Origin of the sequence: Luteibacter sp., from assembly GCF_035539195.1 — a bacterium.
Classification (GTDB): Bacteria; Pseudomonadota; Gammaproteobacteria; order Xanthomonadales; family Rhodanobacteraceae; genus Luteibacter.
On record NZ_DATLIW010000034.1, the window covers coordinates 73465 to 98344 of the forward strand.

Sequence of the window (24880 nt, forward strand, 5' to 3'; positions counted from 1 at the left end):
CAATGAAACGGATACTGGTGGTCGACAACGAAGCGAAGATGCGTCGCATCCTGGAGCTTTCGCTCAAATCGATGGGGCACGAGGTGGAGCAGGCCGGCGATGGCCAGGAAGCCCTGGCGAAGATCGAATCGGGCTCGTTCGACCTGGTCCTGACCGACCTGCGCATGCCGCGGCTGGACGGCATTGGCCTGCTCGCCGCCCTGCGCGATGCCGACAACGACATCCCGGTCATCGTGATGACCGCCTATGGGACCATCGAGACGGCGGTCGCCGCCATGAAGGTCGGCGCCGCCGACTACATCATCCGGCCATTCGAGATGGAAACCATCGAGATGGCGGTGACGCGCGCCTTGACGATGCAGGTGGTGCAACGCGAGAACCGCTTTCTGAAGGACGAGGTATCGCGCGGTTGGGGAGACTTCGTCGGCACCAGCCACGCGATGCAGTCGCTCTATGAACTGCTGCAACAGGTGGCGCCCACCCGCAGCAGCGTCTTCGTCGTTGGAGAAACAGGCACAGGCAAGGAGCTGGTGGCGCGCGCCATCCACGTCGCGTCCGGTCGCAGCGGTCTGTTCGTGCCGATCAACTGCGCCGCGATCCCGGCGGACCTGCTCGAGAGCGAGCTGTTCGGGCACGTCAAGGGCGCGTTTACCGGAGCGGTGCGTGACCGGATCGGCAAGTGTGAGCTTGCCAGTGGCGGCACTCTGTTCCTGGACGAGATAACCGAGATGCCGATCGGCTTGCAAGCGAAGCTCTTGCGCGTCCTTCAGGAGTCCGTGATCGAGAAGGTCGGCGCCAATGCTGCGACACCGGTCGACCTGCGCGTCGTCGCCGCCACCAACCGCGATCCGCTGCACTCGGTGGACGCCGGGCTTCTGCGGCGCGACCTCTACTTCCGCTTGAATGTGGTCCGCGTCGACGTGCCTCTGCTACGCGACCGGCGCGACGATATTCCCTTGCTCGTCGACTATTTCGTACAAAAGTATTCCGCCGAACTGAGCAGGTCGCCGCCGCGGTTGTCGCCCGAAGCGCTGGGCATGCTGGAAAGCTATGCGTGGCCAGGCAATGTCCGCGAACTCGAGAACCTTATCGAGCGGGCGATGGTGCTTTGCCGGGGCGACCTGATCACCGCGGCATACCTGCCAGCCGAACTGAGACCGGAACAGGTCGCGGCCGTCCGGCCGCCGGTTGCCCCCGCGACGGCGCAGCCACTGCCGCAGTCACTGGCACTGAGGCCCCAGGTGGATGAACTCGAACGTCGCCTGATCGAAGCGGCTCTCGATTCGGCAGGGAAGAACAAAGCCGCCGCCGCAAGATTGCTCGAGATCAGCGAGCGCGCGCTCTGGTACAAGATCAAGCGATACGGGCTGACTTGAACGGACCGACCTCACGGGAGGCGGTGCGGTACCCACACCAGCAAACCACCGGATGGAACGCATACGTCCGCGCCCGCGAGGTGGACACTGGCCGATTCCTGCTGGACGCTGTCCGCGTCGAGAACCGTGCACCAGCTTTGCACGCCATCCGGCGCGGGCAGGCGGAAGGAAAGGATCGCGTCGGTCGGATTGAACGCCAGAAACAGGCGCTCCGGGTCCCACGCAGCCGGGCCATGCAAAGTCATGAGTGCGCCAAGGCCGAGCTTGCCGGCGTCATCCCATCGAGTGCTTTCGACCTCCGTACCCGAGGGTTCGAACCAGCGTATGTCCTTGTCGTCGGGATGAGCGCTCGGCGCCGTGCCGGAGAAGAAAGCATCCATTCGTGGCGATCGCCATTGGCGGCGCCACGCGAACGCCTGTGTCACAAACGCGCGTAGGTCGCGAAGGGGATCGTCACGCGCGGTCCAGTCGACCCAGCTCAGCGCGTTATCTTGGCAGAATGCGTTGTTGTTACCGCGCTGCGTTCGCGATAGCTCGTCGCCCGCCAGGAGCATGGGAACACCTCGCGACAGCGCAAGCGTCGCCAGCATCGCGCAGCGCAGGCGGCGGCGTCGCACAAGCAGGTCCCTGTGGTCCGTGTCACCTTCCTCGCCCCCGTTCGCGCTCCAGTCGCAATCGGTTCCGTCCCTGTTCCCATAGGCATTGGCTTCGTTGTGCTTTGTGGCGTACGCCGTGAGGTCGGCAAGCGTGAAGCCATCGTGGCATGTGATGAAGTTGATGCCGAACGAGGGGGTGCGCCCGCCGTGCCCGAATATGTCGCTCGAACCCGCAAGACGCGTCGCCATGCCACCGCGCGTGCTCGCGTCACCGCGCCAGAACCGTCGCACATCGTCACGATAGCGACCGTTCCATTCGCGAACCGGGGCGGGGAAGGCGCCGAGGGCGCTACCGTGCCTGGAGGGATCCCATGGTTCGGCGATCAATTTGAGATCGCGAAGATCGGGATCGGCGGCGATGGTTCGCCACAACGGCGCATCCGCGTCGAAGCTTCCCGTCTCAGTACGGCTCAGGAGTGTTGCCAGGTCGAATCGGAAGCCGTCGACACCGATCTCGCACGCCCAGTAGCGAAGGGCGGCATGGAACAGGGCGATGACGGCCGGCTCGTTGGGGTCCAGCGTGTTGCCGCAGCCGGAGTCGTCCACATATTCCTGGGCATTGCCCGTCTGGAGCTGGTAGTACGTGGCATTGTCCAGGCCGCGCAGCGAGAGGGTGGGGCCATCGGCGCCGCCCTCGGCCGTATGGTTGAGCACGATGTCCACGATGACCTCAATTTCCGCCTCATGGAGCCGATCGACAGTATCCGCCATCTCGCGCGCCTGCCCGCTCGACAGGTAGGGCGCGTGGATGGCGAGCGGCGCGATCGGGTTGTAGCCCCAGTAATCGGAAAGTCCATGCCGTACGAGGTCGGTTTCGTCGAGGAAGCTGGCCATCGGCATCAGTTCGATGGTCGTCACCCCAAGCGCCTTCCAATGGTCGATGAGGCAGTGTTCGCCTAACGCCGCCACGGTGCCGCGAAGGGACTCGGGGATGTCCGGGTGGCTGTGGCTATAGCCTTTGACGTGCAGCTCGTAGAGAACGGTGTCCCGCCATGGCGTGCCCGGTCGCGGGGGGCGTTGGGAAAGCGGTGGCAAAGACGCCACCACGATGCACTTGGGAACGAACGCGGCGCTGTCCTGATCGTTCGCACAAGCGAATACCGCGGCGTTCCAGGTGACATGCCCGAGGAGTGCCCGGGCGTGGGGATCGATCAGAAGCTTGTGCGGATTGAAGCGGTGGCCCTCGTGAGGCGCATAGGGACCGAAGGCTCGTAAGCCGTAGACGCATCCGGGCGAAGCCCCTTCGAGGTAGCCATGCCAGATGTCACCGTCACGGGCGGGAAGGACGAGACGGGCGAGTTCGTGCTCTCCCGTCTCGTCGAACAGGCACCACTCCACGCGCGTCGCATGTCGCGAGAAGACCGCCATGTTGACGCCGCGGCCGTCCCAATGCGCCCCGAGGGGCTGCGCCTCCCCGGTCGTGAGAGTGAATGGGGGTCCTATCATGCGCTTACCGTTGCTCTGCGAGGGCCACGCCACTGTGGCTGCCGGCACGACCGGGCACTTGATCGTCGTCAAGACACCCGGGATTTTTTTCGGCGACCTTGGCATGACGCCCGATTGCCAGAGGTTGTGTGACGCATGTACCGGATACTGCCACGCCCCTTGCCGTCCGTACTCGACCCACTGACGGAGCTGGCTCTCGACCTTCGTTGGACCTGGCACCACGGAGTGGACGAGCTTTGGCGTGAGGTCGACGCCGACATCTGGGGCCACACACACAACCCATGGCTGGTCCTACAGAACACGCCGCAGGTACAGCTCGAGCGCCTGAGCGGGGATCCCGGATTCCTGCAGAAACTGAATTCGGCCACGGACGCGCGCCGCCATTACCTCGACACGCCGGGTGTGTGTGCGGCCCGCTGGGGCGGCGAGGCGCCTCGGCACGTGGCGTACTTCAGCATGGAGTTCGGTTTGAGCGAGGCGTTGCCGCTCTATGCCGGTGGCCTGGGCGTGCTGGCCGGCGACTATCTGAAAACCGCCAGCGACCTGGACTTGCCCATGGTGGGTGTGGGTTTGTTGTTTCAGGAGGGCTATTTCCGTCAGATCATCGACGCAGATGGAAAGCAGTCCGAGGCGTACCCGTTCAACGATCCGACAAACCTTCCTATCCAGCCAGCGCTCGGCGCGGACAATGCGTGGTTGGAACTGGCGTTGCCGATACTAGGCAGGACACTTCGCCTTCGCGTTTGGCAAGCGCAGGTCGGGCGATCGCGGCTCTATCTGCTGGACAGCAACCACATGCTCAACGGCGCGGCCGACCGCGGCATCACCTCGAAGCTCTACGGTGGTGGCTCCGAGATGCGCCTCATGCAAGACGTGGTACTGGGAATCGGGGGATGGGCGCTGCTGGATGCCTTGAACTGCGAGGTCGAGGTGTGCCATCTCAACGAAGGTCACGCGGCGCTCGCCGTACTCGAGCGCGCCCGTCGTTACATGCATCGCACAGGTGGTACCTTCCACGATGCCTAGTGGGCCACGCGCGCCGGCAACGTGTTCACGACGCATACGCCAGTCGCGGCTGGGTTCGATGCCTTCGCGCCCTCGCTCGTCGAAAAATATGCCCGCGACCTGCTCGCCGATTGCGAGATAGGGCTGCACGATTTCCTGGCGCTGGGCAGGGTCGATCCGAGCAATGACCGTGAGGACTTCAACATGGCATACCTCGCCATGCGAGGGTGTGCGCAAACGAGCGCGGTGAGCCGCCTGCACGGCGCGACCAGCCGACAGCTCTTCGCCGGGCTATACAGGCGCTGGCCTCTCCACGAAGTGCCTGTACGCCATGTCACCAACGGCGTCCACGTGCCGTCATGGGACTCGAGCTGGGCGGACGCACTGTGGACGCGCACCTGTGGCAAGGGTCGATGGCTGGGCGACCTCTCATGTCTCGAAGCGGCAGTGGCGGCTTCCGACGACCTCACCCTGTGGACGCTCGCGGCCAACCAACGGAGCGAACTCGTCCGCTATGCCCGGGACCGCGGGGCCCAGCAGTTGCTGCTGCGAGGGGAGTCACCCGAACAGGTGGAACAGGCTCTGCGCATGCTCGATCCGAATGTCCTGACGGTGGGCATGGCGCGACGTTTTACCGAGTACAAGCGCATGGACCTGTTGCTTCATGACGTCCAACGACTGGTGCACCTGCTCACGAACGCCGATCGCCCCGTGCAACTGATCATCGCGGGTAAGGCGCATCCGGACGATGCGTTGGGCAAGCAGCAGATACACGCCTGGGTGGCGTTCACCCAACGACCGGAACTGGGCGGACGGGCGGTATTTCTCGAGGACTACGACCTCGCGCTCGCCCAGCACCTGGTCGAGGGCGTGGATGTCTGGATCAATACGCCGCGGCGTCCATGGGAGGCTTGCGGCACGAGTGGCATGAAGATCCTGGTCAATGGCGGCCTCAACGTCTCGACGCTCGATGGCTGGTGGGCGGAAGCATACGACGCGAGCTGCGGATGGGCGATCGACGGCCGCGGTGGCGACGCCGAGGATGCCGAGTCCCTATACCGGATACTCGAGGACGAAGTCGTGCCGTGCTTCTACGATCGTGACGCACGGGGCATTCCTCTGCAGTGGGTCCAACGGATGCGCAGCAGCATGTCGCGGCTCACACCGACATTCAGCAGCAACCGGATGTTGCTCGATTACACCGAGCGCTTCTACTTGCCTGCGGTCAGCGCTTTCAGGCAGCGTCGCTCGGCGTGTGACCTGGCGACCTGGAGCAGCCAGGTGACGTCACACTGGCACGAGGTGCGGTTCGGCGATGTGGACGTGCGACTGGAGGCTGACCGCTGGCGATTCCGCGCCCATGTCTACCTGGGTAGCGTGCATCCGGAATGGGTGCGGGTGGAGGTATACGCCGACGGGCATGATGGATCGCCGGTTACGTGCATACGCATGGACGCAGGTCCGGCGGTCGCAGGCACGACGGGCGGTCTGGAATTCTCGACGCTTATTCCCGCCCTTCGTCCGGCGAATCACTACACCCTACGAGTACGCCCGTGGCGCGAGGATGTGTTCCTGCCCGCCGAACTGCCACTGATTACGTGGCAGCGCTAGTCGGTTGAGACTTCTGGCTCGACTCACTTCGGAGAACTTCCATGCCTGGATCGGCGATACCCCCTCAAGTCATCGATGTGTCCAGTCACATCGTCGGGCTGGGCGTTGCCTTGGCAGTGGGGCTGCTGGTGGGGCTGGAGCGCGAACGGTCCAAGCGTCACGAGCATCTCGGTGCGCTCGCCGGTATTCGCACCTTTGCGCTTCTTGGCCTGACGGGGGCGACCGCCCAGCTGATCGGCGAGACGGGCGTCTATGTCGCGGCCTTCTTCCTGACTCTCGTCGCCGCGGCCGCACTCGTGCGCGGGCGCGGCGAGGAACTGGGTATGACGGCCCCATTGGCGATGCTCATGACCTTCCTGATCGGCGTTCTGGCGATCTCGTCACCACCTTTGGCCGCGGGGCTGGGCGTGGCCCTGGCACTGATCCTCACGCATCGTGGCCAGCTTCACCGCTTCTCGCGCCAATGGCTGTCGCAGCAGGAACTGCACGATCTGCTGATCCTGGCGGGCGCAGCCTTCGTGATTCTGCCACTGGTACCCGATCGAACCATCGATCCCTGGGCCAGCCTGAATCCGCGCAGGCTCTGGGCACTGGTTGTCGCGGTGATGGCGGTGGCCTCCGCAGGCCATGTGGCCGTACGTGCGTTCGGCACTCGCTATGGTCTCTCCGTGGCTGGCCTGGCGGGAGGCTTCGCTTCCAGCACCGCCACGGTGGTCGTGATGGGTGGTCGTGTCCGGGACGCTCCTGCCACGGCGCCGGCCGCCGCCGGGGCTGCGGTCATGTCCAACGTCGGAACGATCGTTCAGCTGGCTATCGTGATCGGCTCGTTGTCACCTGCGTTCCTGGTGCGGATGTCCATACCGCTCATTGTGGCCGGCGGAACGGCGATCGTCTCGGCGGTTCTGGTGAGTTGGCGGTCGTGGCGTACCATTGGCGATGTGCGCTCGCTGGGAAGCGCGCGGCCTTTCGATCCCTGGGAGGTCATCCGCTTTGTTGGCATGCTGGGCGGCATGGTCATGCTCACGGCGATCATCGGCCAGTACGCAGGCGCCAGAAGCGTGCCGTGGCTGATGATTCCCGCCGGCCTGGCGGACGTCCACGCCGCCGCCGCCTCGGTGGCTCAGTCGGTCGCGGGCGGCCAGTTGGACGTACCGCTCGCCTCGTGGTGTGTGCTCCTTGCCTTTACGGTGAGTACGGTCTTCAAGAGCATACTGGCTGCCCTCAAAGGCGGGCGTGCTTACGCCATGAGAGTCGTCCCATGTTTCACGGTCGTCGTCGGTGCATTCGCGCTCGCCCTGCTGTTGACGCCGTGAGCGCCACCGGAGAAAGCGAAAGATCATCGATCCATACGGTTGCTCGCTTAAAAACGGGCACGCACCGTCACGCCGACCATTCTCGGATCGCTAGGTTGACCAAGGATCAAGCCGGAGTTGCCCGTCTGAACCGTGAGGGCGGTGATGTAGTTCCTGTCGAACAGGTTACGCGCGAAGACATCGATCTCCCAGTTGTCATTGAAGCGGTAACCCACGCTTGCGTTGACGACGGCATAGCCGGCGATCTTCGTGTAGATGGAGTTGGCCGTATCGGAGTTGTAACCGCTGCGGGAACTCGAGTCGGCATGGGCGAGGAAAGTGCCATCACCGACGGGGAGTTCGTAATCGAAGCCCAGTGATCCCGCCCATTTGGAAAGGCCAGCCAAGGGCAGACCTGTCAAGACATAAGCGCCCGGCACGTCGGGATTTCCTCGCGGGTTCGACGTCTTGTTGGCGAGGCTGGCAGGTGGGTTGAGTGGCTGACACCCTCCGACGGCGTTCGGATTCTGCCATTCAAGGGGGCAGGGCCCTTTGGGGTAGTCGGTGTATTTGCCGTCGGCATAAGCCAACGAGGCACGCAACGTGAATCCCTTGAAGAGGAGGATGGCGAAGTCTCCCTCGAAACCTTGTACGCGTACCTCGGGGATGTTCGCCGGGTACGTGCGCAAGGCCGCGGTCTCGGTGCTTGAGGTGACATTCGCCTGGTAGTTCTTGACCACGGTCCGATACGCGGCGAGGTTCAACGTGGCGCGATCGTCCCACCACGCGGTCTTCAGGCCAGCCTCTCGCGTGGTGTTTGTTTCGTCCCTGATTACGGCCGTCGCCAGGGCCGGATTGTTCGCGGCGTCCAACGGCAGGCCGGACATGTTGAGGCCACCGGATTTGTAACCGTAGGCGTAACTCACGTACCCCAACGCGTTATCGGTGAACTGATAGGCCAGGTTGACGCGTCCCGAGGGGTTGCCGCCGCTATCGGACGCGCTATAACTCTGCGGACGGAACAACGAGAGTTTTGCGTTGTCCTGCGCCGAGCCAGGCGTGGTCGGCAGTCCACCGGACACCGTCGTCGAATAGCTGCCGTTCTTGTCCTCATAGGTGTAACGCAGGCCAAGCGTTGCGGTCAGGCGATCGGTGACCTTGTAGTTCGCCTCGCCGAACGCCGCGTAGCTCTTCATCCTGTAATGCGAGTCGCCGTACTGGCCATAGCCGTCCGCGAGGTTGTCGGGCATGTTCGGAAGACTCGTGGTGCTGACCAACCAGTAGGTGGCGGCAGGACCATAAATGCTGATCGGCTTGCCGTTGATCTCCTGGGTGTAGAAGTAAAGGCCGCCGACATAGCTGAAGGGGCCGTCGCCGTTTGAGGCGACGCGGAATTCCTGGCTGTACTGGTCCTGGCGTGAGGGGATGCGCTGTACGGTTTGAATGGGCACGCCTATGTAGTCACGGTCGTTGGCGACATCCCATTTCCAATACCGCCAGGCGGAGATCGAGGTCAGCGTCACGGCCCCCACGTTCCAGTCGGCATTGAGGGATACACCGCCATCCTGCGTATCGATGTGCAGCGGGGCATCGATGTCGGTCAGTCGGTCGTAGATATTACGGCTCGGTGGCGCATATGCAGGCAGGCCATGGGCGGGAAGGTTCGCGGCAAGGCCGTTGAACTGCCGCGCGGCCCCGCGCAGGCTGCTTCCGACGCGCAGGTAGTTCTGCGTGCAGCAATCCGAATCGAGATTGGAGACATCGCCGATCAGCCGCACATTCAGGCTGTCGTCCGGCTTGAACAGCAACTGGCCGCGCAAGGCGTAGTTGTCGATCGCGTTCTCGTCCTTGCCGGTGGCGACGTTGTGCAGCGATCCGTCTTTCTCGGTGAACTGGGCGGAGAAGCGGCCGGCCACGGTCGGGCTCAACGGGCCGGATACCGTGCCCTTCGCCTGGAGGAACCCCTGGTTGCCGTATGAAATCTCACCGCTCCCCTCCGGCTGGAAGGTGGGTGCTCGGCTGGTGATATTGATCGCCCCTGCCGTCGTGTTCTTGCCGAACAGGGTCCCCTGTGGTCCCCGCAGTACTTCGATGCGGTCGATATCGGTGAAGTCGAAGGCGGCGGTCGCCGGACGGCCGTGGTACACCCCATCCACGTAGAAGCCGACACCGGGCTCGATGCCGTCGTTCGCCGCGCTGACCGACAGCGTGTTCGAGCCCAGGCCGCGAATCGTGTATGCCGTGTTACGCGGGTTGGCGGAGTTGTAGTACAGCGACGGGACCAACTGGCCGAGCTGCTGCGTGTTGACCGTGTATGAGCGGTCGAGCCAGTAGCCGTCCACCACGGAGACCGCGAGAGGGACCTTTTGCAGGTTCTCCTCGCGTTGGCGGGAGGTGACCGTCACGCTGTCGAGCGTCGTGACGTCCTTGCCGTCGTCGACGGTCGTGGAGACCTCCGCCACCGTCGTTGCGGCTGCGGAAAACACGGGACACAGCAGCGCCAAGGCGCCGAGGACGAGCCGATGCATGATTTCTCCCCTTGCCCGGTCCGGCCGATGCGTCCGGACGCAATATAAAGTGGACTATATAGCGAGAAATCGAGGCTACAAGATCCTGCCGGCAGGTGGCATGTAGATTTCGCCCATCCGTTTGGAAGCATCGCCCCCCGAGGGGACGCTAGACTGCTGCCGTCCTACGAATCCGGTACCCGCATGCTCCAATACGAAGGCTCCCTGTGGCTCTCCGACGGCGTACGGCGCTGGGGTGGGCTGGACCGCGTCGAACTGCTGTCCCAGATCGGACAGACCGGGTCGATCACGGCTGCCGCGAAAGCGGTGGGCCTGAGCTACAAAGGCGCCTGGGACGCGGTCGAGGCCATGAACAACCTGGCCGGCGAGCCGCTGGTCTTGCGCGTGACGGGCGGCAAGGGCGGTGGTGGGGCGACACTGACCCCGCGGGCCGAACGCCTCATCGCGTCGTTTCGCAGCATCGAATCGGCTCACCGGCTGTTCGTCGAGCGCCTTGCCTTGCTCGGCGAAGACGTGACCGACGACATCCATCTTCTGAGGCACCTGACCATGCGAACCAGTGCGAGAAACCAGCTTGCCGGCGTCGTCGATCGCGTCGCGAAAGGCGCGGTCAACGACAGCATCGCCATCCGCACGACGGGCGGTGCCACGCTCATTGCGACGGTGACCGCCGAGAGCACCGCCGCCCTGGCGTTGACGCCCGGACGCCCGGTCATCGCCCTCGTCAAGGCGAGCTGGATCATGCTCGGGCTGCCAGGGGGAGGGCGCCTGTCCGCCTCCAATCAGCTGGAAGGCAAGGTGGTCAGGGTCCATCCCGGGGCGGTCAACACGGAAGTGACGGTGGCCATCGAGGGAGGTGGAACGATGACCTCGATCGTTACCAGGGACAGTGCCCAGAGCCTGGGCCTTGTCGAGGGGATGGCTGTGCTGGCTATCTTCGACGCCGCCTCGGTGATCGTGGGCGTCACCGACTGAAGCGCCCGCGCCCGCCCAGACATGCGAAAATGCGCGGCCACGCTGCCTGACTCCCCGCCCGCATGATCCGACTCACCGACATCAAGCTCCCGCTCGACCACGCCGAAGGCGCCGTCGAGGCGGCCATCCGCGCCAAGCTGGGGCTGGGCAAGAGCGGATTGCTCGGTTTCACGGTGTTCCGTCGTGGCCACGACGCGCGCAAGCGCGGCAACATCCAGCTGATCTACACGCTCGACGTGGACGTGGCGGACGAGGCCAGCCTGCTCAGGCGGCACGCCGACGACAAGCACGTGCAGCCGGCTCCGGACACCAGCTACCGGTTCGTGGCCCAGGCGCCGACCGATCTGCAGCAACGCCCTATCGTGATCGGCCTCGGGCCGTGCGGCCTGTTCGCCGGCCTGCTGCTCGCGCAGATGGGCTACAAGCCGATCATCCTCGACCGTGGCAAGGCGGTGCGCGAGCGCACCGTCGATACCTGGGGCCTGTGGCGCAAGCGCAAGCTGGAACCGGAATCGAACGTACAGTTCGGCGAAGGCGGGGCAGGGACGTTCTCCGATGGCAAGCTATACAGCCAGATTTCCGATCCGCTCCACCACGGCCGCAAGGTGCTGACCGAGTTCGTGAAGGCCGGCGCGCCCGAGGAAATCCTCTACGTCAGCAAGCCGCACATCGGCACCTTTCGATTGGTCACCATGGTCGAATCCATGCGCGAGACCATCGAAGCGCTGGGCGGCGAGATTCGCTTCACGCAACGTGTCGACGACGTGCTCGTCGACACCGCCAGCGACGGGACACGCCAGCTGCGCGGCGTGGTCTTGGCCAGCGGCGAACAACTGCTGAGCGATCATGTCGTGCTGGCCGTGGGCCACAGCGCGCGCGATACCTTCTTCATGCTGCACGACCGCGGCGTGTACATGGAGGCCAAGCCATTCTCCATCGGCTTTCGCGTGGAGCACCCGCAGTCGATCATCGACCAGGCACGCTTCGGGCCGCAGGCGGGCCATCCTCTTCTTGGCGCGGCCGACTACAAGCTCGTGCACCACTGCAAGAATGGTCGCTCGGTCTACAGCTTCTGTATGTGTCCCGGCGGCACCGTGGTCGCGGCAGCGTCCGAGCCGGAGCGCGTGGTGACCAACGGCATGAGCCAGTACTCGCGCAACGAGCGCAACGCAAACGCCGCGATCGTGGTGGGGATCGAGCCGGAGGATTTCGCCGCTTTCGACGACAGCGGCAGTCCGCTGGCCGGCATCGCCTTGCAGCGCGCGCTCGAGTCGCGTGCGTATGAACTGGGCGGACGCGATTACAGTGCCCCGGCCCAGTTGGTGGGAGATTTCATCAAGGGCAGGGCTTCCGCCGAATTCGGCAGCGTGCAGCCTTCGTACAAGCCCGGTGTGCAATTGACCGATCTCGCATCGGCACTGCCCGATTACGCCATCGACGCCATCCGCGAAGCACTCCCGGCGTTCGATCGGAAGATCAAGGGCTTCGGCATGCACGATGCCTTGCTCACCGGCGTCGAAACCCGCACGTCGTCGCCGGTGCGAATCCGTCGCGGCGACGACTACCAGAGCCTCAACACGCGCGGCCTGTATCCCGCTGGCGAGGGTGCCGGTTATGCGGGCGGGATTCTTTCCGCCGCGGTCGACGGCATTCGCGTCGCGGAGGCCGTGGCGCGGAGTATCAACCTCATCGCTGGCTAGCTCCTGGCCGGCGTCCCTGCCTGGACAACGGGTTTCAGCGAAGGAAGCCGCGGTCGAGCGCGATGGCCACCGCGTGGGTCCGGTTGTTCGCCCGCAGCTTGCCCAAGGCATGCGACACGTGTTCCTTGACGGTTTCGGCCGAGATGCCCAGGCGCAGCGCGATCTGCTTGTTCTCCAGCCCGGCGGCCACGCCCCGAAGCACGGACAGCTCCCGGTCCGAGAGCGATTCCTCGCCTGGGTGGTCGGCCAGTTGTCGGGCGACGGCGGCGGCGATCTGATGTTTGCCGCCGTGGACGCTCCGGATCGCCCCGATCAGGTCCGTCGCCACGGATGTCTTTAGAAGGTAGCCCTGCACGCCGGCGCGGAGGGCCAGGCGTGCAGGGCCATCGCCGCCGACGTTGGTAAGGACGACGATGCGCGACGTTGGCGCCTTTCTCCGGATGGCCTTGATGAGCTCGACGCCATCCATATCCGGCAGTTCCAGGTCGACGACCGTGACATCGGGGCGGAGTGCGTCGAAGCTGTCGATAGCGTTGCGCCCGTCGGCCGCCTCGCCGACGACCGACATGCCTGCGGTGCCGTCGATCATCGCGACGATGCCCGCGCGATAGATCGGGTGGTCGTCGATGACGAGAACGCGCAGGTTCCGGGTCATAGGCGGACGAGGCGCCAACCGTCGCTGGTAAGGAGGTCCTGAGTCTCCGGATTTCGACGCATGTAGTCGACGAACAGGTCGCACGCCGGTTCGACCAGCAGGCCATTCTCGCGTGCCCTGGCGAGCGCCACGCGTACCAGTTGAGTCCCCACGCCACAGGCCTGCAACTCGTGCGAGATATCCACTCGCTCAAAACGTAACGCCCGCTCGCTGCGTGTGTACCAGGCGCTTGCCGCCTGGTTGCCCAGTTGCGCTACAAAGCGACCTTCCGCAGGCTCGTCCCTGATGACGACGTCTGCTGCCATTCCGGCTCCGTCCCAGAAAACCGGTTTCCCGGCGACCCGACCAACGTACACGGTGCCCGGGTACCGGGCTTGCACTAATGTCGAATGACGTTCTTTCAATCCCGCACTCGCGGGTTGCCGGAACATGGGCGCGAAGCGACAGGGGCGCATGTCTCGCGGGGCGGTCGATGACAAGAAGAAAAAAGTGGTTAGTGGCGATCGGCTCCATCGCAGTCGTTGGCATCGCGGCCTTTGCGGCAGTGGCATGGCAGCCGGCGATCGCTCCGGTCGCGAGGCCCGATGTCGACCTTACTCGTTCACTGATCGAGCGGGGCCGCGCCGTCGTGGCCCTAGGCGATTGCGCCGTCTGCCATTCGCCGGCGGGCCACAGGGCATTCACCGGGGGGCTGGGGCTGCATACGCCGTTCGGCGTCATCTATACCACCAACATTTCGCCCGACCCGGCGACAGGTATCGGGCAATGGTCCTTGGCGGCCTTCGTCAGAGCCATGCGCAAGGGCGTCTCCCGGGACGGTCATCTGCTGTATCCGGCATTTCCCTACATTCACTACACCAAGGTCACCGACGACGATCTGCGGGCGGCGTATGCCTTCCTGATGTCGCAGCCGGCTGTGCAAGCGACGGCACCGGACAACGAACTGCCCCTGCCGTTGAGGTTTCGTCCCGCGCTTGCGGTATGGAACCTTCTCTACCTTGACGAGGGTGCCGTTCCCGCTGCCGACGGGTCGGCAAAGGCGCGAGGCCGGTACCTGGTCGACGGGCTCGGCCACTGCTCCTCGTGCCACACCCCGTTGGGCATCATCGGTGGCGAGAAACAGGCGGAGCACCTGGGCGGTGGCGATATCGAGGGCTGGCACGCGCCGGCGCTGACCGAACTGGCCTGGGCACCTCGTCCGTGGACCCGGCAGCAACTGTCCGACTACCTTTCGGGGAGCCTTGCCTCGGACCATGGCGCCGCCGCCGGCCCCATGCGGCCGGTTACCGAAAGTCTGGCGTCGGTGGCGCCCGCCGATGTCGCCGCCATGGCCGAGTACATCCTGACCCTGCAAAGGTCCGTGCCGGTCCCGACCACGGCAGCGATCGTGCCCGCGTCGACGGCGCAGGTGAATCGCGGACGAGCGTTGTTCGACGGTGCCTGTGCGATCTGCCATGGGCCGGGCAGCCCGATGATCACGCACGTTGGCCGACCGCCGCTAGGCTTGAGTTCCGCCCTGTATGGCCCGTCGCCACGCAATGCCATCATGACGATCATGCAAGGGATTCCGTGGCCCGACGGTCCCGCGAACACACAATACATGCCTGCCTTCGCCGATGTACTGACCGATGAGCAAGTGACCGATGTGGTGGCCTATCTTCGGTCCACGGTGCCTGGCAAGCCGGCGTGGGACGATGTCGAGAAACGTGTGGCCGAAGCTCGCGAGGAGCTGCCGAAATGATCGAGCTGAGCGTAAACGGGACGATACATAAGGTAGACGTCGATCCGGCGACGCCGTTGCTGTATGTCCTGCGCAACCAGCTGGCGCTCAATGGCGCCAAGTTCGGCTGCGGCATGGGGCAGTGCGGTGCGTGCACGGTACTGGTCGGCGACCGCCCCGTGTTTTCGTGCCTCTATCCCGCTGCATCCGCCGAAGGCCGTGCGATTCGTACGATCGAAGGGCTCGGCACGGCAGAGGCGCCAGGGCCACTGCAACAGGCGTTCATCGATAAACAGGCGGTCCAGTGTGGCTACTGCATCGCCGGCATGATCATGCGGGCGCAGGCACTGCTCGAGCGCGTCAGGAATCCGAGCGAGGCACAGATTCGCGCCCACATGAGCCCGAACCTCTGCCGCTGCGGGACGCACATGCGCATCCTCGAGGCGATCCGCGCCGTGGCGGAGAAAGGGCTGTCGCGATCGTCCGATCCGACCAGGGGAGAGACATGAGCGATCATCCGCTCGAATCGTTCAACGCCGGTCGCCGTGCCTTTCTGGCGGGAAGCGGCCTGATGGTCAGCTTTGCCTTGTTTGGCTCGTTACGCGTGAGCGCAGGCCAGGAAAACACGTTGGGCGCGACGATCCTGAATCCGAAGCTCCCGGGCGATCTCAAGATCGAGCCGATGTTGGACGCCTGGATCAAGATCGACGCAAGCGGGGTCACGGTCTGCAGCGGCAAGGTCGAGTTGGGCACCGGCGTCAAGACGGCACTCTGGCAGGTGGCGGCCGACCAGCTCTGCATGCCGCTACACAAGTTCAGGTTCATCACGGCGGACACCGCGCTGACGCCCGACGAAGGCTACACCGCAGGAAGCCACACCATGGCCGACGGCGGCACCGCCATCTTCCACGCCGCTACGCAGGTGCGCCAGATGCTGGTCGATGCAGCCGCGTCGAAGATGGGCGTCGGCGCCGAGACACTGACCTTGCGCGACGGGGTCATTTCGGCAGTGGATGGCCGGCAGCTGTCGTACGAGCAAGCGGCCATGGGTGTGAACCTGCACCGGTTCGCCCAGGAGACGTCGCCCGCTGCCGACCCCGCGAAATTCAAGTACATCGGCAAGCCCGTGCCGCGCGTCGACATTCTGGCGAAAGTCACCGGCGGCGCGGCCTATGTACAGGACATGCGACCGGAGGGACTCCTGCATGCGCGTGTGGTTCGGCCGCCGAACCACGGCGCGACGCTGGTCAGTGCCGATGTCGATACCGTGGCGAGGCTGCCCGGCGTGGTCAAGGTCGTGCGGGACGGGGACTATCTTGCCGTCATCGCCCGCGATGAATGGCAGGCGATCGTCGCGATGCGAACCCTCCAGTCCACAGCCAACTGGAAGCAGACCGAACGCTTTCCCACCAACGCGACGATCCACGACCTGCTCAGGCGGCTCCCGCGGCTGGATTATGTGACGACACAGACCGATGGAGGCGCAGTGCATCAGGCGCCTCCGGTGCCGGAGGCGCCCTTGCCACCCCCCATGACCGGGCGGTCTGCGGATCGCCTCGACGTCACGAAACAGTACGTCATGCATGGGTCGATCGGTCCCTCCTGCGCACTGGCCGTGTGGCGCGATGGCATGTTGACGGTCTGGACGCATAGCCAGGGCGTTTTTCCGTTGCGCGCCGGTATCGCGGGCTTGCTCGGGCTACCCAAGGAGCAGGTGCGATGCATCCACGTCGAAGGATCCGGATGCTATGGCCACAACGGCGCCGACGACGTAGCGGCCGATGCGGCCCTGCTCGCTTACCGCGTGCCCGGGCATCCCATTCGCGTGCAGTGGATGCGCGACCAGGAGGCGGGCTGGGAACCACTCGGTCCTGCCATGGCGACCTCGTTGGACGTATCGACGGACGGGCAGGGCGCGCTGCTGGACTGGCGGCACGCGCTATGGAGCACGCCGCACAACTCGCGTATCACCGATCCCGGTCGCTTGTTGCCGGCATGGCTGATCGGGGCTTCCATCGCACCGTCACCGCCGTCGCCGATCCCCCAGCCTGAAGGCGATGCCGACCGGAACGCGGTGCCGCTTTACCGCGCAGCGTCCGTTCGCGTCGACATGCATTTTGTCACGCAGATGCCTTTTCGCACCTCGGCGATGCGATCGCTCGGCGCACACATCAACGTCGTGACCATCGAGAGCATGATGGACACGCTGGCCGCCAGGCATGGGCAGGATCCCGTCGACTACCGGTTGGCGCAGCTGGACGATCCCCGCGCCAGGGAAGTCATCCAGCGAGCGGCCGACGAGTTCGGGTGGCGCGATCGGAAGCGACTTCCGCGCGGGCACGGGGCAGGGTTCGCGTTCGCTCGGTACAAGAACCTCATGGGCTACTGCGCCCTGGCGCTCGAAATCGCTGTCGACGACGAGAAGCGCGCGATCGAGATCGTTCGCGTGGTCACCGCGGTGGATTGTGGCCAGATCGTCAACCCCGACGGTCTGACGAATCAGATCGAAGGGGGCATCGTGCAATCGTCGAGTTGGACGCTTTACGAACAGGTGCTGATCGGCGACGAGGGGGTGAAGAGCGTCGACTGGCAGAGTTATCCCATACTCCGCTTTCCCCAGGTCCCTGGCCGCATCGATGTTCATATGCTCGACCGGCCGGGGATGCCGTTTCTGGGCGCCGCCGAAATCGCCCAGGGACCGACGGCGGCAGCCATCGTCAGCGCCGTGGAGCAGGCCGTGGGGCACCGTCCTCTGCAGCTGCCTGTCGTGCACGGCCTTTGGACATAGAGGGTGAGTCAGGCCAGGAATCCACGCGACAGTGCGATGGCGAGCGCGTGGGATCGATTGGAGGCGTGGAGTTTTGCCATGGCGCGCGAAAGATGCTCCTTGACGGTATCCGCTGAAATGCCCAGCCACTGAGCGATCTGCTTGTTCTCCATGCCTGCGGCGACACCTCGCAGCACGGCGATCTCGCGTTCCGTGAGGCATTCGTCACTGCGGTGTTCGGACAGTTCCTTCGCCACAGCCGCCGACACGTGATGTTGGCCGGCGTGCACCGCGCGAACGGTTGCGACCAGCTCGTTCACCAGCGAGGTCTTCAGAAGGTAACCCTGAGCCCCGGCCGAAAGGGCGCGACGCGCTGCCGCGTCGCCTCCATAGGTCGTCAGGACCACGAACTTTGCGGCGGGCGTGGCCTTGCGTACGGTCGTAATGACCTGGTCGCCGTCCATGTCCGGCAACTTCAGGTCGACCAGCGTGATGTCGGGACGTAACGTCTGGAACGCCTCGATGCCTTCGGTCCCGGTGCTTGCCTCGCCCACCACGGAGAGATCCGCCTCGGACGTGAGAATGGCCGTCACGCCGACGCGAAACAGCGGATGGTCGTCGACGACGAGGATGCGAAGCGCGGGCATAGGCTTGGAAGCTCGGTGGAGCGGTGCGAGGTCAGGATACCGTGGACACGCATCCGGCGGGTGGCGCTGCCCGGATCGCCTATTGACTGGCCGGCTGAAAGCCCGTCGTATATGCCCTCTATACCCAGGCCACGGGGGCCGAAGTCAACGACCTGGGACAGTTGCCATTGTACGGGTGAACACATGAAACATGCGCTGCGCAGGTGGTTCCTGCGGGGTCGGACCGCGCTCGTTTCTGTCGCGCTCTTCTTGCCGGGCTTGAGCGGTGCCGCGGCGGAAGAGATCAAGGTGCCGGGATACGTCGTCACGTTCTGGGGTGCCTCCGAGGGCGCTCCCCAGAACGTCTTGAATCTGGCCCAGACGGCCGATGGCTGGATCTGGCTCGCAACGAACAACGGACTGTTTCGCTTCGACGGCCATCGTTTCAGCGAGTTCGACATGGCGCTTGCGCCATACCATGCGTCTGGCCAGGTCACGGATGTGGTTCCGGATACGGCGGGCGGCCTCTGGGTGTTGTACGCGGATACGCTCGAGGCCCATCTCGGGCCGGGCGGACGGACCGTCACGGTGCCGCCGGGGCTGCCTGCCAAGGGAATCGACGGGGTATTCGTCCACGGCGACGGACGCAGCTTCGCCTTCACCGACGACGGTCTCTACTTGCTCGAGGGGCAACGCTGGGTCCGCTGCGACAAAGCTGGCTGGACGCTGCCAGACGCCCCGATCAAGACCGCCAGGACCGACGTCGACGGCGACATGATCGTGACGGCGGGCGAAGCGACCTACCGGTTGGCGAAGCACTCGCAGCGCTTCGTCCAGGTCATGAGGTTCGACGAGCCGATTGTCTATTCGGGCCTGCTGGTGCCCGACCCCGTGGGCCGACTTTGGACGACCTATCGAAAATATGCCCAGGTGGCCGGCGTTCGCATGCCGACGGTTCCGGCCGCGGTGAACACGAACGACATCGCCGCCTTTGACGGCAGCGGCACGTTCTGGACCATACAGCAGGGTTGCGATGGCCTGTGCCGGGCGAGCGGCGAATCCGCCATGGCCGATATGCAGGCCGGTCGCCGTCCGACCCGCGAGTCGGTCATCCCGGCAGGAACGATCACGGCGGTTACGCTGATGATCGACGCGACCGGCGATGTATGGGTCGGTGCTCGCCAGGGCCTCGTCCGTTTGCACCGGGCAGCGGTTACGCCGGTGACCGTGTTCGAGAAGCGGCTTGGGTGGTTCGGCGTCCTGCCATCGGCCGACGGCAGCACCCTGGTGACGACGTATACGCGCGGTGCCAACAACCAGATCGGTGTGATTTCCGGAGATCGCGTTGAACCCGTGACGGGCGGGGGTCCCATCTCGGCGCTCACCCGTCTTGCCGACGGCAGCGCCGTCCTGGGCGGCGACGATGCCATCTACCGTCTGGTGGGTAAACAGCTCGAAACCCTCTTCGCGCGCCCCGACGCCGGACCGTCCATCCCGGTCACCCCGGTCCAGCTCGTTCTTCCCGCCACGGCAGGACGTCTGTGGCTGAGTATCCGAAGCAGTGGGCTGTTCCTGTTGGACGGCAAGGCATGGCGTCATGTGGGCCCAGCCGTGGGCTTCCCCGCCTCGTATCCGACGGCGGGGGCGATCGAGGAAGACGGGACGACCTGGTTCGGTTTCCCAGAGGGATCGCTCGCGCAGCTCCCCGTGGGTTCGACGTCATCGCCAATGCTGCGCCAGGTCCCTGCCATCGGCGGCATCACCGCGATCAGCCCTGGCAAGCCGTTGCTGCTGGGCGGCGAGCTGGGGATGGTCCTGCTGGAGGGTAACCAGTTCAAGCCGATCGAACTGCGGCGCCACGGTCTGCTCAGAGGCGTAACCGGGATCGTTCGAACGAAGGAAGGCGATGTCTGGGTCAACGCCCTGGGCGGGCTGATCGAGATCGAGGCCCATGACCTTGCCCGCTTGCGAACGGGACCGCCGCAGGACCTGCCTTTCCGCATCGTCACCACCGCCGACGGCATGCCGGGTGGGGCTCAGCAAGTACGTCCGGTGCCGACCCTGAATGTGGACGCGAATGGGCTGCTCTGGGCGGCAGGCGTATCGGGATTGGTGACCCTGGATCCAAAGGCCCTTCGCCCCGATCGTGGCGTGGCGCCGACCATCACGCTCATGCGCAGTGGCAAAGGCGTATCCCTGCTCGCTGCGGGAGGCGAACTCGCGGCAGACGATCGCTCGCTGGACGCCGAGATGACCGGCTTGTCGCTGACCAACCCGGGCTTCGTCGATCTGCGCTACAGACTGCTTGGCCTCGATAAGGACTGGCGTTATGCGCAGGACAACGCCAAGGTGAGTTACCCAGCGTTGCCGCCGGGCGACTTTCAGCTCGAGGTGCAGGCAAGAGGACCGAGCGGCGACTGGTCACCCAGCGTTTTCTCGGCGCACGTCCGCGGCAGGCCTGCCTTCGTCGAGACGGTGTGGTTCGCCATGCTGCTGGCTCTGCTCGCCCTCGGTCTGGGCGTCGCCGGGCACTTCTATCGGATGTCGGTCGTGCGCCGGCGTCATGAAGAACGTGCCATGGCCAAGCTTCGCGAGCGCGACCGTATCGCGCGCGAACTGCACGACTCCATGCTGCAGGGCATGGCGGGGGTCATGCTGAGGGTGACGGCATGGGGGCGCGATGCCCGCGCGCCGGAGGACATGCGATCGGGCTTCAGGAATGTCGCCGCGCAGATGTCGTCCCTGGTTCTGGAGGCACGGGCCCGGGTCATCGCTTTGCGTAGCGTCGCTTCCGAGCGGATGCCGTTTCCCGAGGCGCTCCGCCTTATCGGCGACGACCACGCGACGGCCAGCTCGGCCGCGTTCGACATCACCGTGGAAGGGCCGGAATCGCCTCTGGAAGATGTGTCGCATCTGGCTGTCCTGGACATCATGCGCGAGGCCATCCACAACGCCTTCGCTCACTCCGAAGCAAGCCATGTCCAGGCGAGCATTCGCTACACCGATGCGCTACTCATCGCCGAGGTGCAAGACAATGGTCGAGGCATTCCCGATGCCGTCCTGGCGGATGGCCGCCGTGCCGGGCACTGGGGACTGGTGACCATGCGCGAACGCGCCGCGGAGATCGGTGCCACCCTCTCGATCGAGTCTCGGGCGGGCAGCACGAAGATCATCCTCACGGCGCCGATTCACCCGCTCTCCAGAACTCAGTCCCCCCGTATGGGGGGTCATTTCCGAGCCGCTCGCGGATAGGATCTAAACCGTCTTCGACAGTGAAGATGGTGAGCCCAAATGCGACTCGATACTCCCATGCCCTCGCCGGGAGACGGCGATGGCGACGCGCCAGCGCGTGCGGTTCTTCAGCTTCTGAATCATGCGCTTTCTCAGCTGGCCGATATCGAGCGAGTCGATCGTGCCGCTTGTGCGCGTTACATCGCGCAGGCGCTGCACATTCACCGACAAACCCTCGACCCGGTGAGTTATCGCCGTGCCGCAAGCGGCCTGGCCGCCTGGCAGGTACGCATCGTGCACGAGATAGCACTGGCGCATCTGGATGCGCCACTGGCGATTACCGAGCTGGCCACGGCGTGCCGGCTTTCACGAGGCTATTTCACGCGGGCCTTCAAGGTGACCTTCGGTGACAGCCCGCATCGTTGGCGGCACCGCAAGCGCATCGAGTACGCCTGTTCCCGACTGAAGGAAACCAGCGAGGTCATTGCCGGCATAGCGATCGTTTGCGGCTTCAACGATCAGGCTCACTTCACGCGAGCCTTCAAGACGGCCATGGGAATGACGCCGAACGCCTACCGAAGGAATGCCACGTCGACAGGTGACAGGTAGGCCGTCGTTACCGCGTTGCGTTGCCGCTCGCAGGCCACACCCGATTCAACCATGCGGACCATGTGGCAAGGCGCTTGGGCTCCGCACCCATGCGTGTGGCTTCCCATACGCCAAACTGATCGGTCTGTTCCGTGCTCGAGCGGTAGTACGGGTCCTGGATCATGTACTTCCGGCCGTTGCCGTCCACGCCCAGAGGCGTGCTTCCGGCATCCATGCAGTAGCGGAAGCCCGAATAGGTCTCGGTGTCACCCAGCATCGTGTTCGACGGGTCGCAGCGGCGCCACGCGGAGGGAGCGGTAGTGGCGTACAGCCCGTTGAACTGTGCGATCGAGCCGTTTACCACTTCCAGGAACAGGCCGGGCTGCAGCTCGTCGAGGAAGCGGTACTTGGAGGGCCAGATGCCCAGCGCCACGCCGTTGTCCATAAAGTTGGTCGGCGTAAGGTGCTTTTCGGTCTGCGCGCGACCATAGCGCCCTGCGTTCGCGACGAGATCGGGCTGGTTGGGATCGTACAGGACGATGTCGTTGTTCACGTACTGCGCCGACTTGATGCGCGCCTGCAGGAGGCGCACGAAGTGCGTGCTCTGTTGCGCCTTGGCGACGGGATCGGCATCGCCCACGAGGTTGCCCAGGTTCTCGTCGAAGCCGGTGAGGTAGGGCCAGTCCATGGGGTAATTGACCCAGCCGCTCTGGCCGCCGGCGTTGATGGTCATCTGCAGCTGGTACCACTGGTTGGTACGGTAATAGGACGCGACGACGTTGTCGGTCTCCCAGCCGAGTATCCACTGGCGATGATTGCCGTTGGCGTCGTAGGCGTCCTGGTAGAGCATGTGCGGGGCCAGGTAGAACGCACTGGGCGCGTTGAAGACCCATCCGTGCGCCTCGCCGCGTCCGTTCCACGCGCCCGAGACGGCATCCTTCTCGCCAATGAACCATTGCTGGTTACCTTCCAGCGCATAGTCCTGGGTGATTTCCCATTGTTTGACCGTGCTCCAGTGCAGGACACTGCTGACGGCACGCTCGACAAACGCCTCGCGGGTGAACGCACTCGGTGAGCCACTGGACATCGTCGTCGGCGATGCGAGGGCGCGGAGGGCATCGCCGCCGACTTGCGCACCGAACACGCCGTTCGTCGAAATATGATCGCCGCGTCCGCCGCCGATGAAGTTGTAGGCTTCCCATCCGAAGTCGGTGAACATCGTTTGCGCCTGACTGCGGTCGTCCGGGCTCAGGTGACTCCAGTCGCCGCGAACGCCATTCGGGTTCAGATGCGCCGCCAGCCACGACACCACGCCGTGATACTGCCCATTGGGGTCGAGCTTGCGATTGGCGGTGGCGCTGAACACGGCACCGTCCTCGAACGAACCGGTGGCACCGCCGTCGGCCCAGATGTCGTCGGGATGGATGGTCGGCAGCCATGCATCCCAGTCCGGGAACTGCATGGGAATCCGCGTTTCGCGTACGTTGAGGGTGGTATGGGGATCCATGACCCGATCGATGTCGTCCTGGGTCAGCGAAAGCGAGCCGCCGATGGGCTTCTGAAACAGGGCCTGCATCGCTTCGCTAGCGGTATCGAGCACGGCGTCGATGCCGGCTCCTGCGGCCCAGTCGATCTCGCAGGCGGGTCCGGTGCAGTCCATGCCGGGTCCGGGTTGGTAGGGCGGGTTCCATGGACGTGCCAGCGCCGCGAACGGCACGTCGCGCAACGAATACCTCAGATAGGCCACGATCTGCCGGGCCTGGGTGTCGCTCAGGCCATGGAACCGGCCTCGGGCGACAATGGCGTTGTTGGAGTAATTGAAGTACTCCAGGTCACGACCATTGTCCGCATGACACTGCGCGCATGCGGCGTGAATCGTGCGATCGACGATCGACGACTTTTTGTTGCTGTCGCGGCCATACCATAGGGCGCGTCCGGTATCGACGTCGGCCGTATATACCGCACCCGCGGTCCGCTCGAGCTTGGGATCGACACGCACGACACCCTGGCTGTCGCGTTGCTTGCCGCCTTCGTCGCGCAATTGGAGGTCGACGATCCGGAAACCGTTGGACTCGCCGTCGGTGCCGTTGAAGCGGAACTGTATCCGGTTGCTCGCGGGAAGGGCGACCAGACGTGCCCGCGTCGCCGCATCGAGCGGCACGGTGATGTGCGTGGTGTAAAACCCACCGTTGATGCCGCCGTGGATGCGCTCGGCGTCTGGCAGGGTCACGTTCGCGTCGGTGATGTCGGTCCAGGCTACCGAGCCGTCGTTACCCGGTGCCAGGCCGCCAAGGATGCGAAAGCTCGCCTTGACCGTCGTCGGTGCATGCGTGGTGGCTTCGAACTCGGGGGCACCGTAGAAGCCACACCGGTGACAGACGAACCACAGGCGCGTCGTTGCGGACAGATCGGCGGAGGACAGTGCCAGCCCTGCCTCGACAACGAGCGGTGCGTCGGGATTGCCGTCGCCGAGCACTTCGAGGGGCAGCTGCACAGGGGAGGGGGCCGTGACCTGCGAGAAGTGGACGCGCGTGTCGGCTGCGAAGGCGGGCCCGAGAACGAAGGCAAGCAACGCGACGGTGGCGACGCGGGGAAGTGATGTGCGATTCATGGGATCCCGATACGCAGCGGCGGAGGCATCCTGGCGGACGCGGATGCAGACCGTAGGGGGCCGCTGCATTGGCCGATTGCACGATTGGTACCC

General features: G+C 64.8%; 15 protein-coding genes and 1 pseudogene. 10 read left to right on the top strand and 6 right to left on the bottom strand.

The annotated features are described in order from the left end of the window. Positions 1-2 precede the first annotated feature (2 nt). A complete protein-coding gene (locus VM621_RS13235) occupies positions 3-1376 on the top strand; it encodes a sigma-54 dependent transcriptional regulator (protein ID WP_325469438.1) in 1374 nt (457 codons plus the stop codon). Positions 1377-1387: 11 nt separating this feature from the next. Here VM621_RS13235 and glgX read toward each other — a convergent pair whose 3' ends face one another. Next, positions 1388-3478 (bottom strand): glycogen debranching protein GlgX, encoded by a 2091-nt coding sequence (gene glgX, locus VM621_RS13240; RefSeq protein ID WP_325469439.1) that lies wholly within the window; start codon positions 3476-3478, stop codon positions 1388-1390. 135 nt (positions 3479-3613) lie between these two features. Here glgX and glgP point away from each other — a divergent pair. Continuing rightward, positions 3614-6094: pseudogene (gene glgP / locus VM621_RS13245) on the top strand (alpha-glucan family phosphorylase). A gap of 41 nt (positions 6095-6135) precedes the next feature. Then, on the top strand, positions 6136-7407 hold the full coding sequence (locus VM621_RS13250) for an MgtC/SapB family protein (protein ID WP_325469440.1): 1272 nt from the start codon (positions 6136-6138) through the stop codon (positions 7405-7407). A 47-nt stretch (positions 7408-7454) separates the two neighbouring features. Here the strand turns inward: VM621_RS13250 and VM621_RS13255 are convergent, their stop codons facing one another. Then, on the bottom strand, positions 7455-9914 hold the full coding sequence (locus VM621_RS13255; protein WP_325469441.1) for a TonB-dependent receptor: 2460 nt from the start codon (positions 9912-9914) through the stop codon (positions 7455-7457). Positions 9915-10097: 183 nt separating this feature from the next. On the opposite strand from VM621_RS13255, the gene VM621_RS13260 reads away from it, so the two are divergent. Further along, entirely contained in the window at positions 10098-10889 is a 792-nt protein-coding gene (locus VM621_RS13260) for a TOBE domain-containing protein (RefSeq protein WP_325469442.1), read from the top strand. Positions 10890-10951: 62 nt separating this feature from the next. Then, positions 10952-12589, top strand: coding sequence for an NAD(P)/FAD-dependent oxidoreductase (locus VM621_RS13265; protein ID WP_325469443.1), 1638 nt, complete (start codon positions 10952-10954; stop codon positions 12587-12589). A 34-nt stretch (positions 12590-12623) separates the two neighbouring features. Here the strand turns inward: VM621_RS13265 and VM621_RS13270 are convergent, their stop codons facing one another. Together VM621_RS13270 and VM621_RS13275 are read right to left on the bottom strand one after the other, a co-directional pair. Beyond that, positions 12624-13244, bottom strand: a complete 621-nt coding sequence (locus VM621_RS13270; protein ID WP_325469444.1) for a response regulator transcription factor — start codon at positions 13242-13244, stop codon at positions 12624-12626. Then, positions 13241-13549 (bottom strand): GNAT family N-acetyltransferase, encoded by a 309-nt coding sequence (locus VM621_RS13275; protein WP_325469445.1) that lies wholly within the window; start codon positions 13547-13549, stop codon positions 13241-13243. Before VM621_RS13275 ends, VM621_RS13270 begins: the two co-directional genes overlap by 4 nt. A 191-nt stretch (positions 13550-13740) precedes the next feature. Here VM621_RS13275 and VM621_RS13280 point away from each other — a divergent pair, with 191 nt between their 5' ends. From VM621_RS13280 to VM621_RS13290, 3 genes are read left to right on the top strand one after another with little or no spacing between them, the layout of a single operon-like run. After that, on the top strand, positions 13741-14985 hold the full coding sequence (locus tag VM621_RS13280; RefSeq protein ID WP_325469446.1) for a cytochrome c: 1245 nt from the start codon (positions 13741-13743) through the stop codon (positions 14983-14985). Continuing rightward, positions 14982-15473: a (2Fe-2S)-binding protein gene (locus VM621_RS13285; RefSeq protein WP_325469447.1), complete on the top strand. Its 492-nt coding sequence runs from the start codon at positions 14982-14984 to the stop codon at positions 15471-15473. Before VM621_RS13280 ends, VM621_RS13285 begins: the two co-directional genes overlap by 4 nt. Beyond that, positions 15470-17752: a xanthine dehydrogenase family protein molybdopterin-binding subunit gene (locus VM621_RS13290; protein WP_325469448.1), complete on the top strand. Its 2283-nt coding sequence runs from the start codon at positions 15470-15472 to the stop codon at positions 17750-17752. Before VM621_RS13285 ends, VM621_RS13290 begins: the two co-directional genes overlap by 4 nt. Before the next feature lie 8 nt (positions 17753-17760). Here VM621_RS13290 and VM621_RS13295 read toward each other — a convergent pair whose 3' ends face one another. Further along, a complete protein-coding gene (locus VM621_RS13295) occupies positions 17761-18378 on the bottom strand; it encodes a response regulator transcription factor (protein WP_325469449.1) in 618 nt (205 codons plus the stop codon). A 183-nt stretch (positions 18379-18561) separates the two neighbouring features. On the opposite strand from VM621_RS13295, the gene VM621_RS13300 reads away from it, so the two are divergent. Beyond that, on the top strand, positions 18562-21609 hold the full coding sequence (locus tag VM621_RS13300; RefSeq protein ID WP_325469450.1) for a sensor histidine kinase: 3048 nt from the start codon (positions 18562-18564) through the stop codon (positions 21607-21609). Between the two features lie 57 nt (positions 21610-21666). Next, a complete protein-coding gene (locus VM621_RS13305; protein WP_325469451.1) occupies positions 21667-22197 on the top strand; it encodes an AraC family transcriptional regulator in 531 nt (176 codons plus the stop codon). Between the two features lie 7 nt (positions 22198-22204). Here VM621_RS13305 and VM621_RS13310 read toward each other — a convergent pair whose 3' ends face one another. After that, positions 22205-24787 (bottom strand): hypothetical protein, encoded by a 2583-nt coding sequence (locus VM621_RS13310; RefSeq protein ID WP_325469452.1) that lies wholly within the window; start codon positions 24785-24787, stop codon positions 22205-22207. Positions 24788-24880 lie beyond the last annotated feature (93 nt).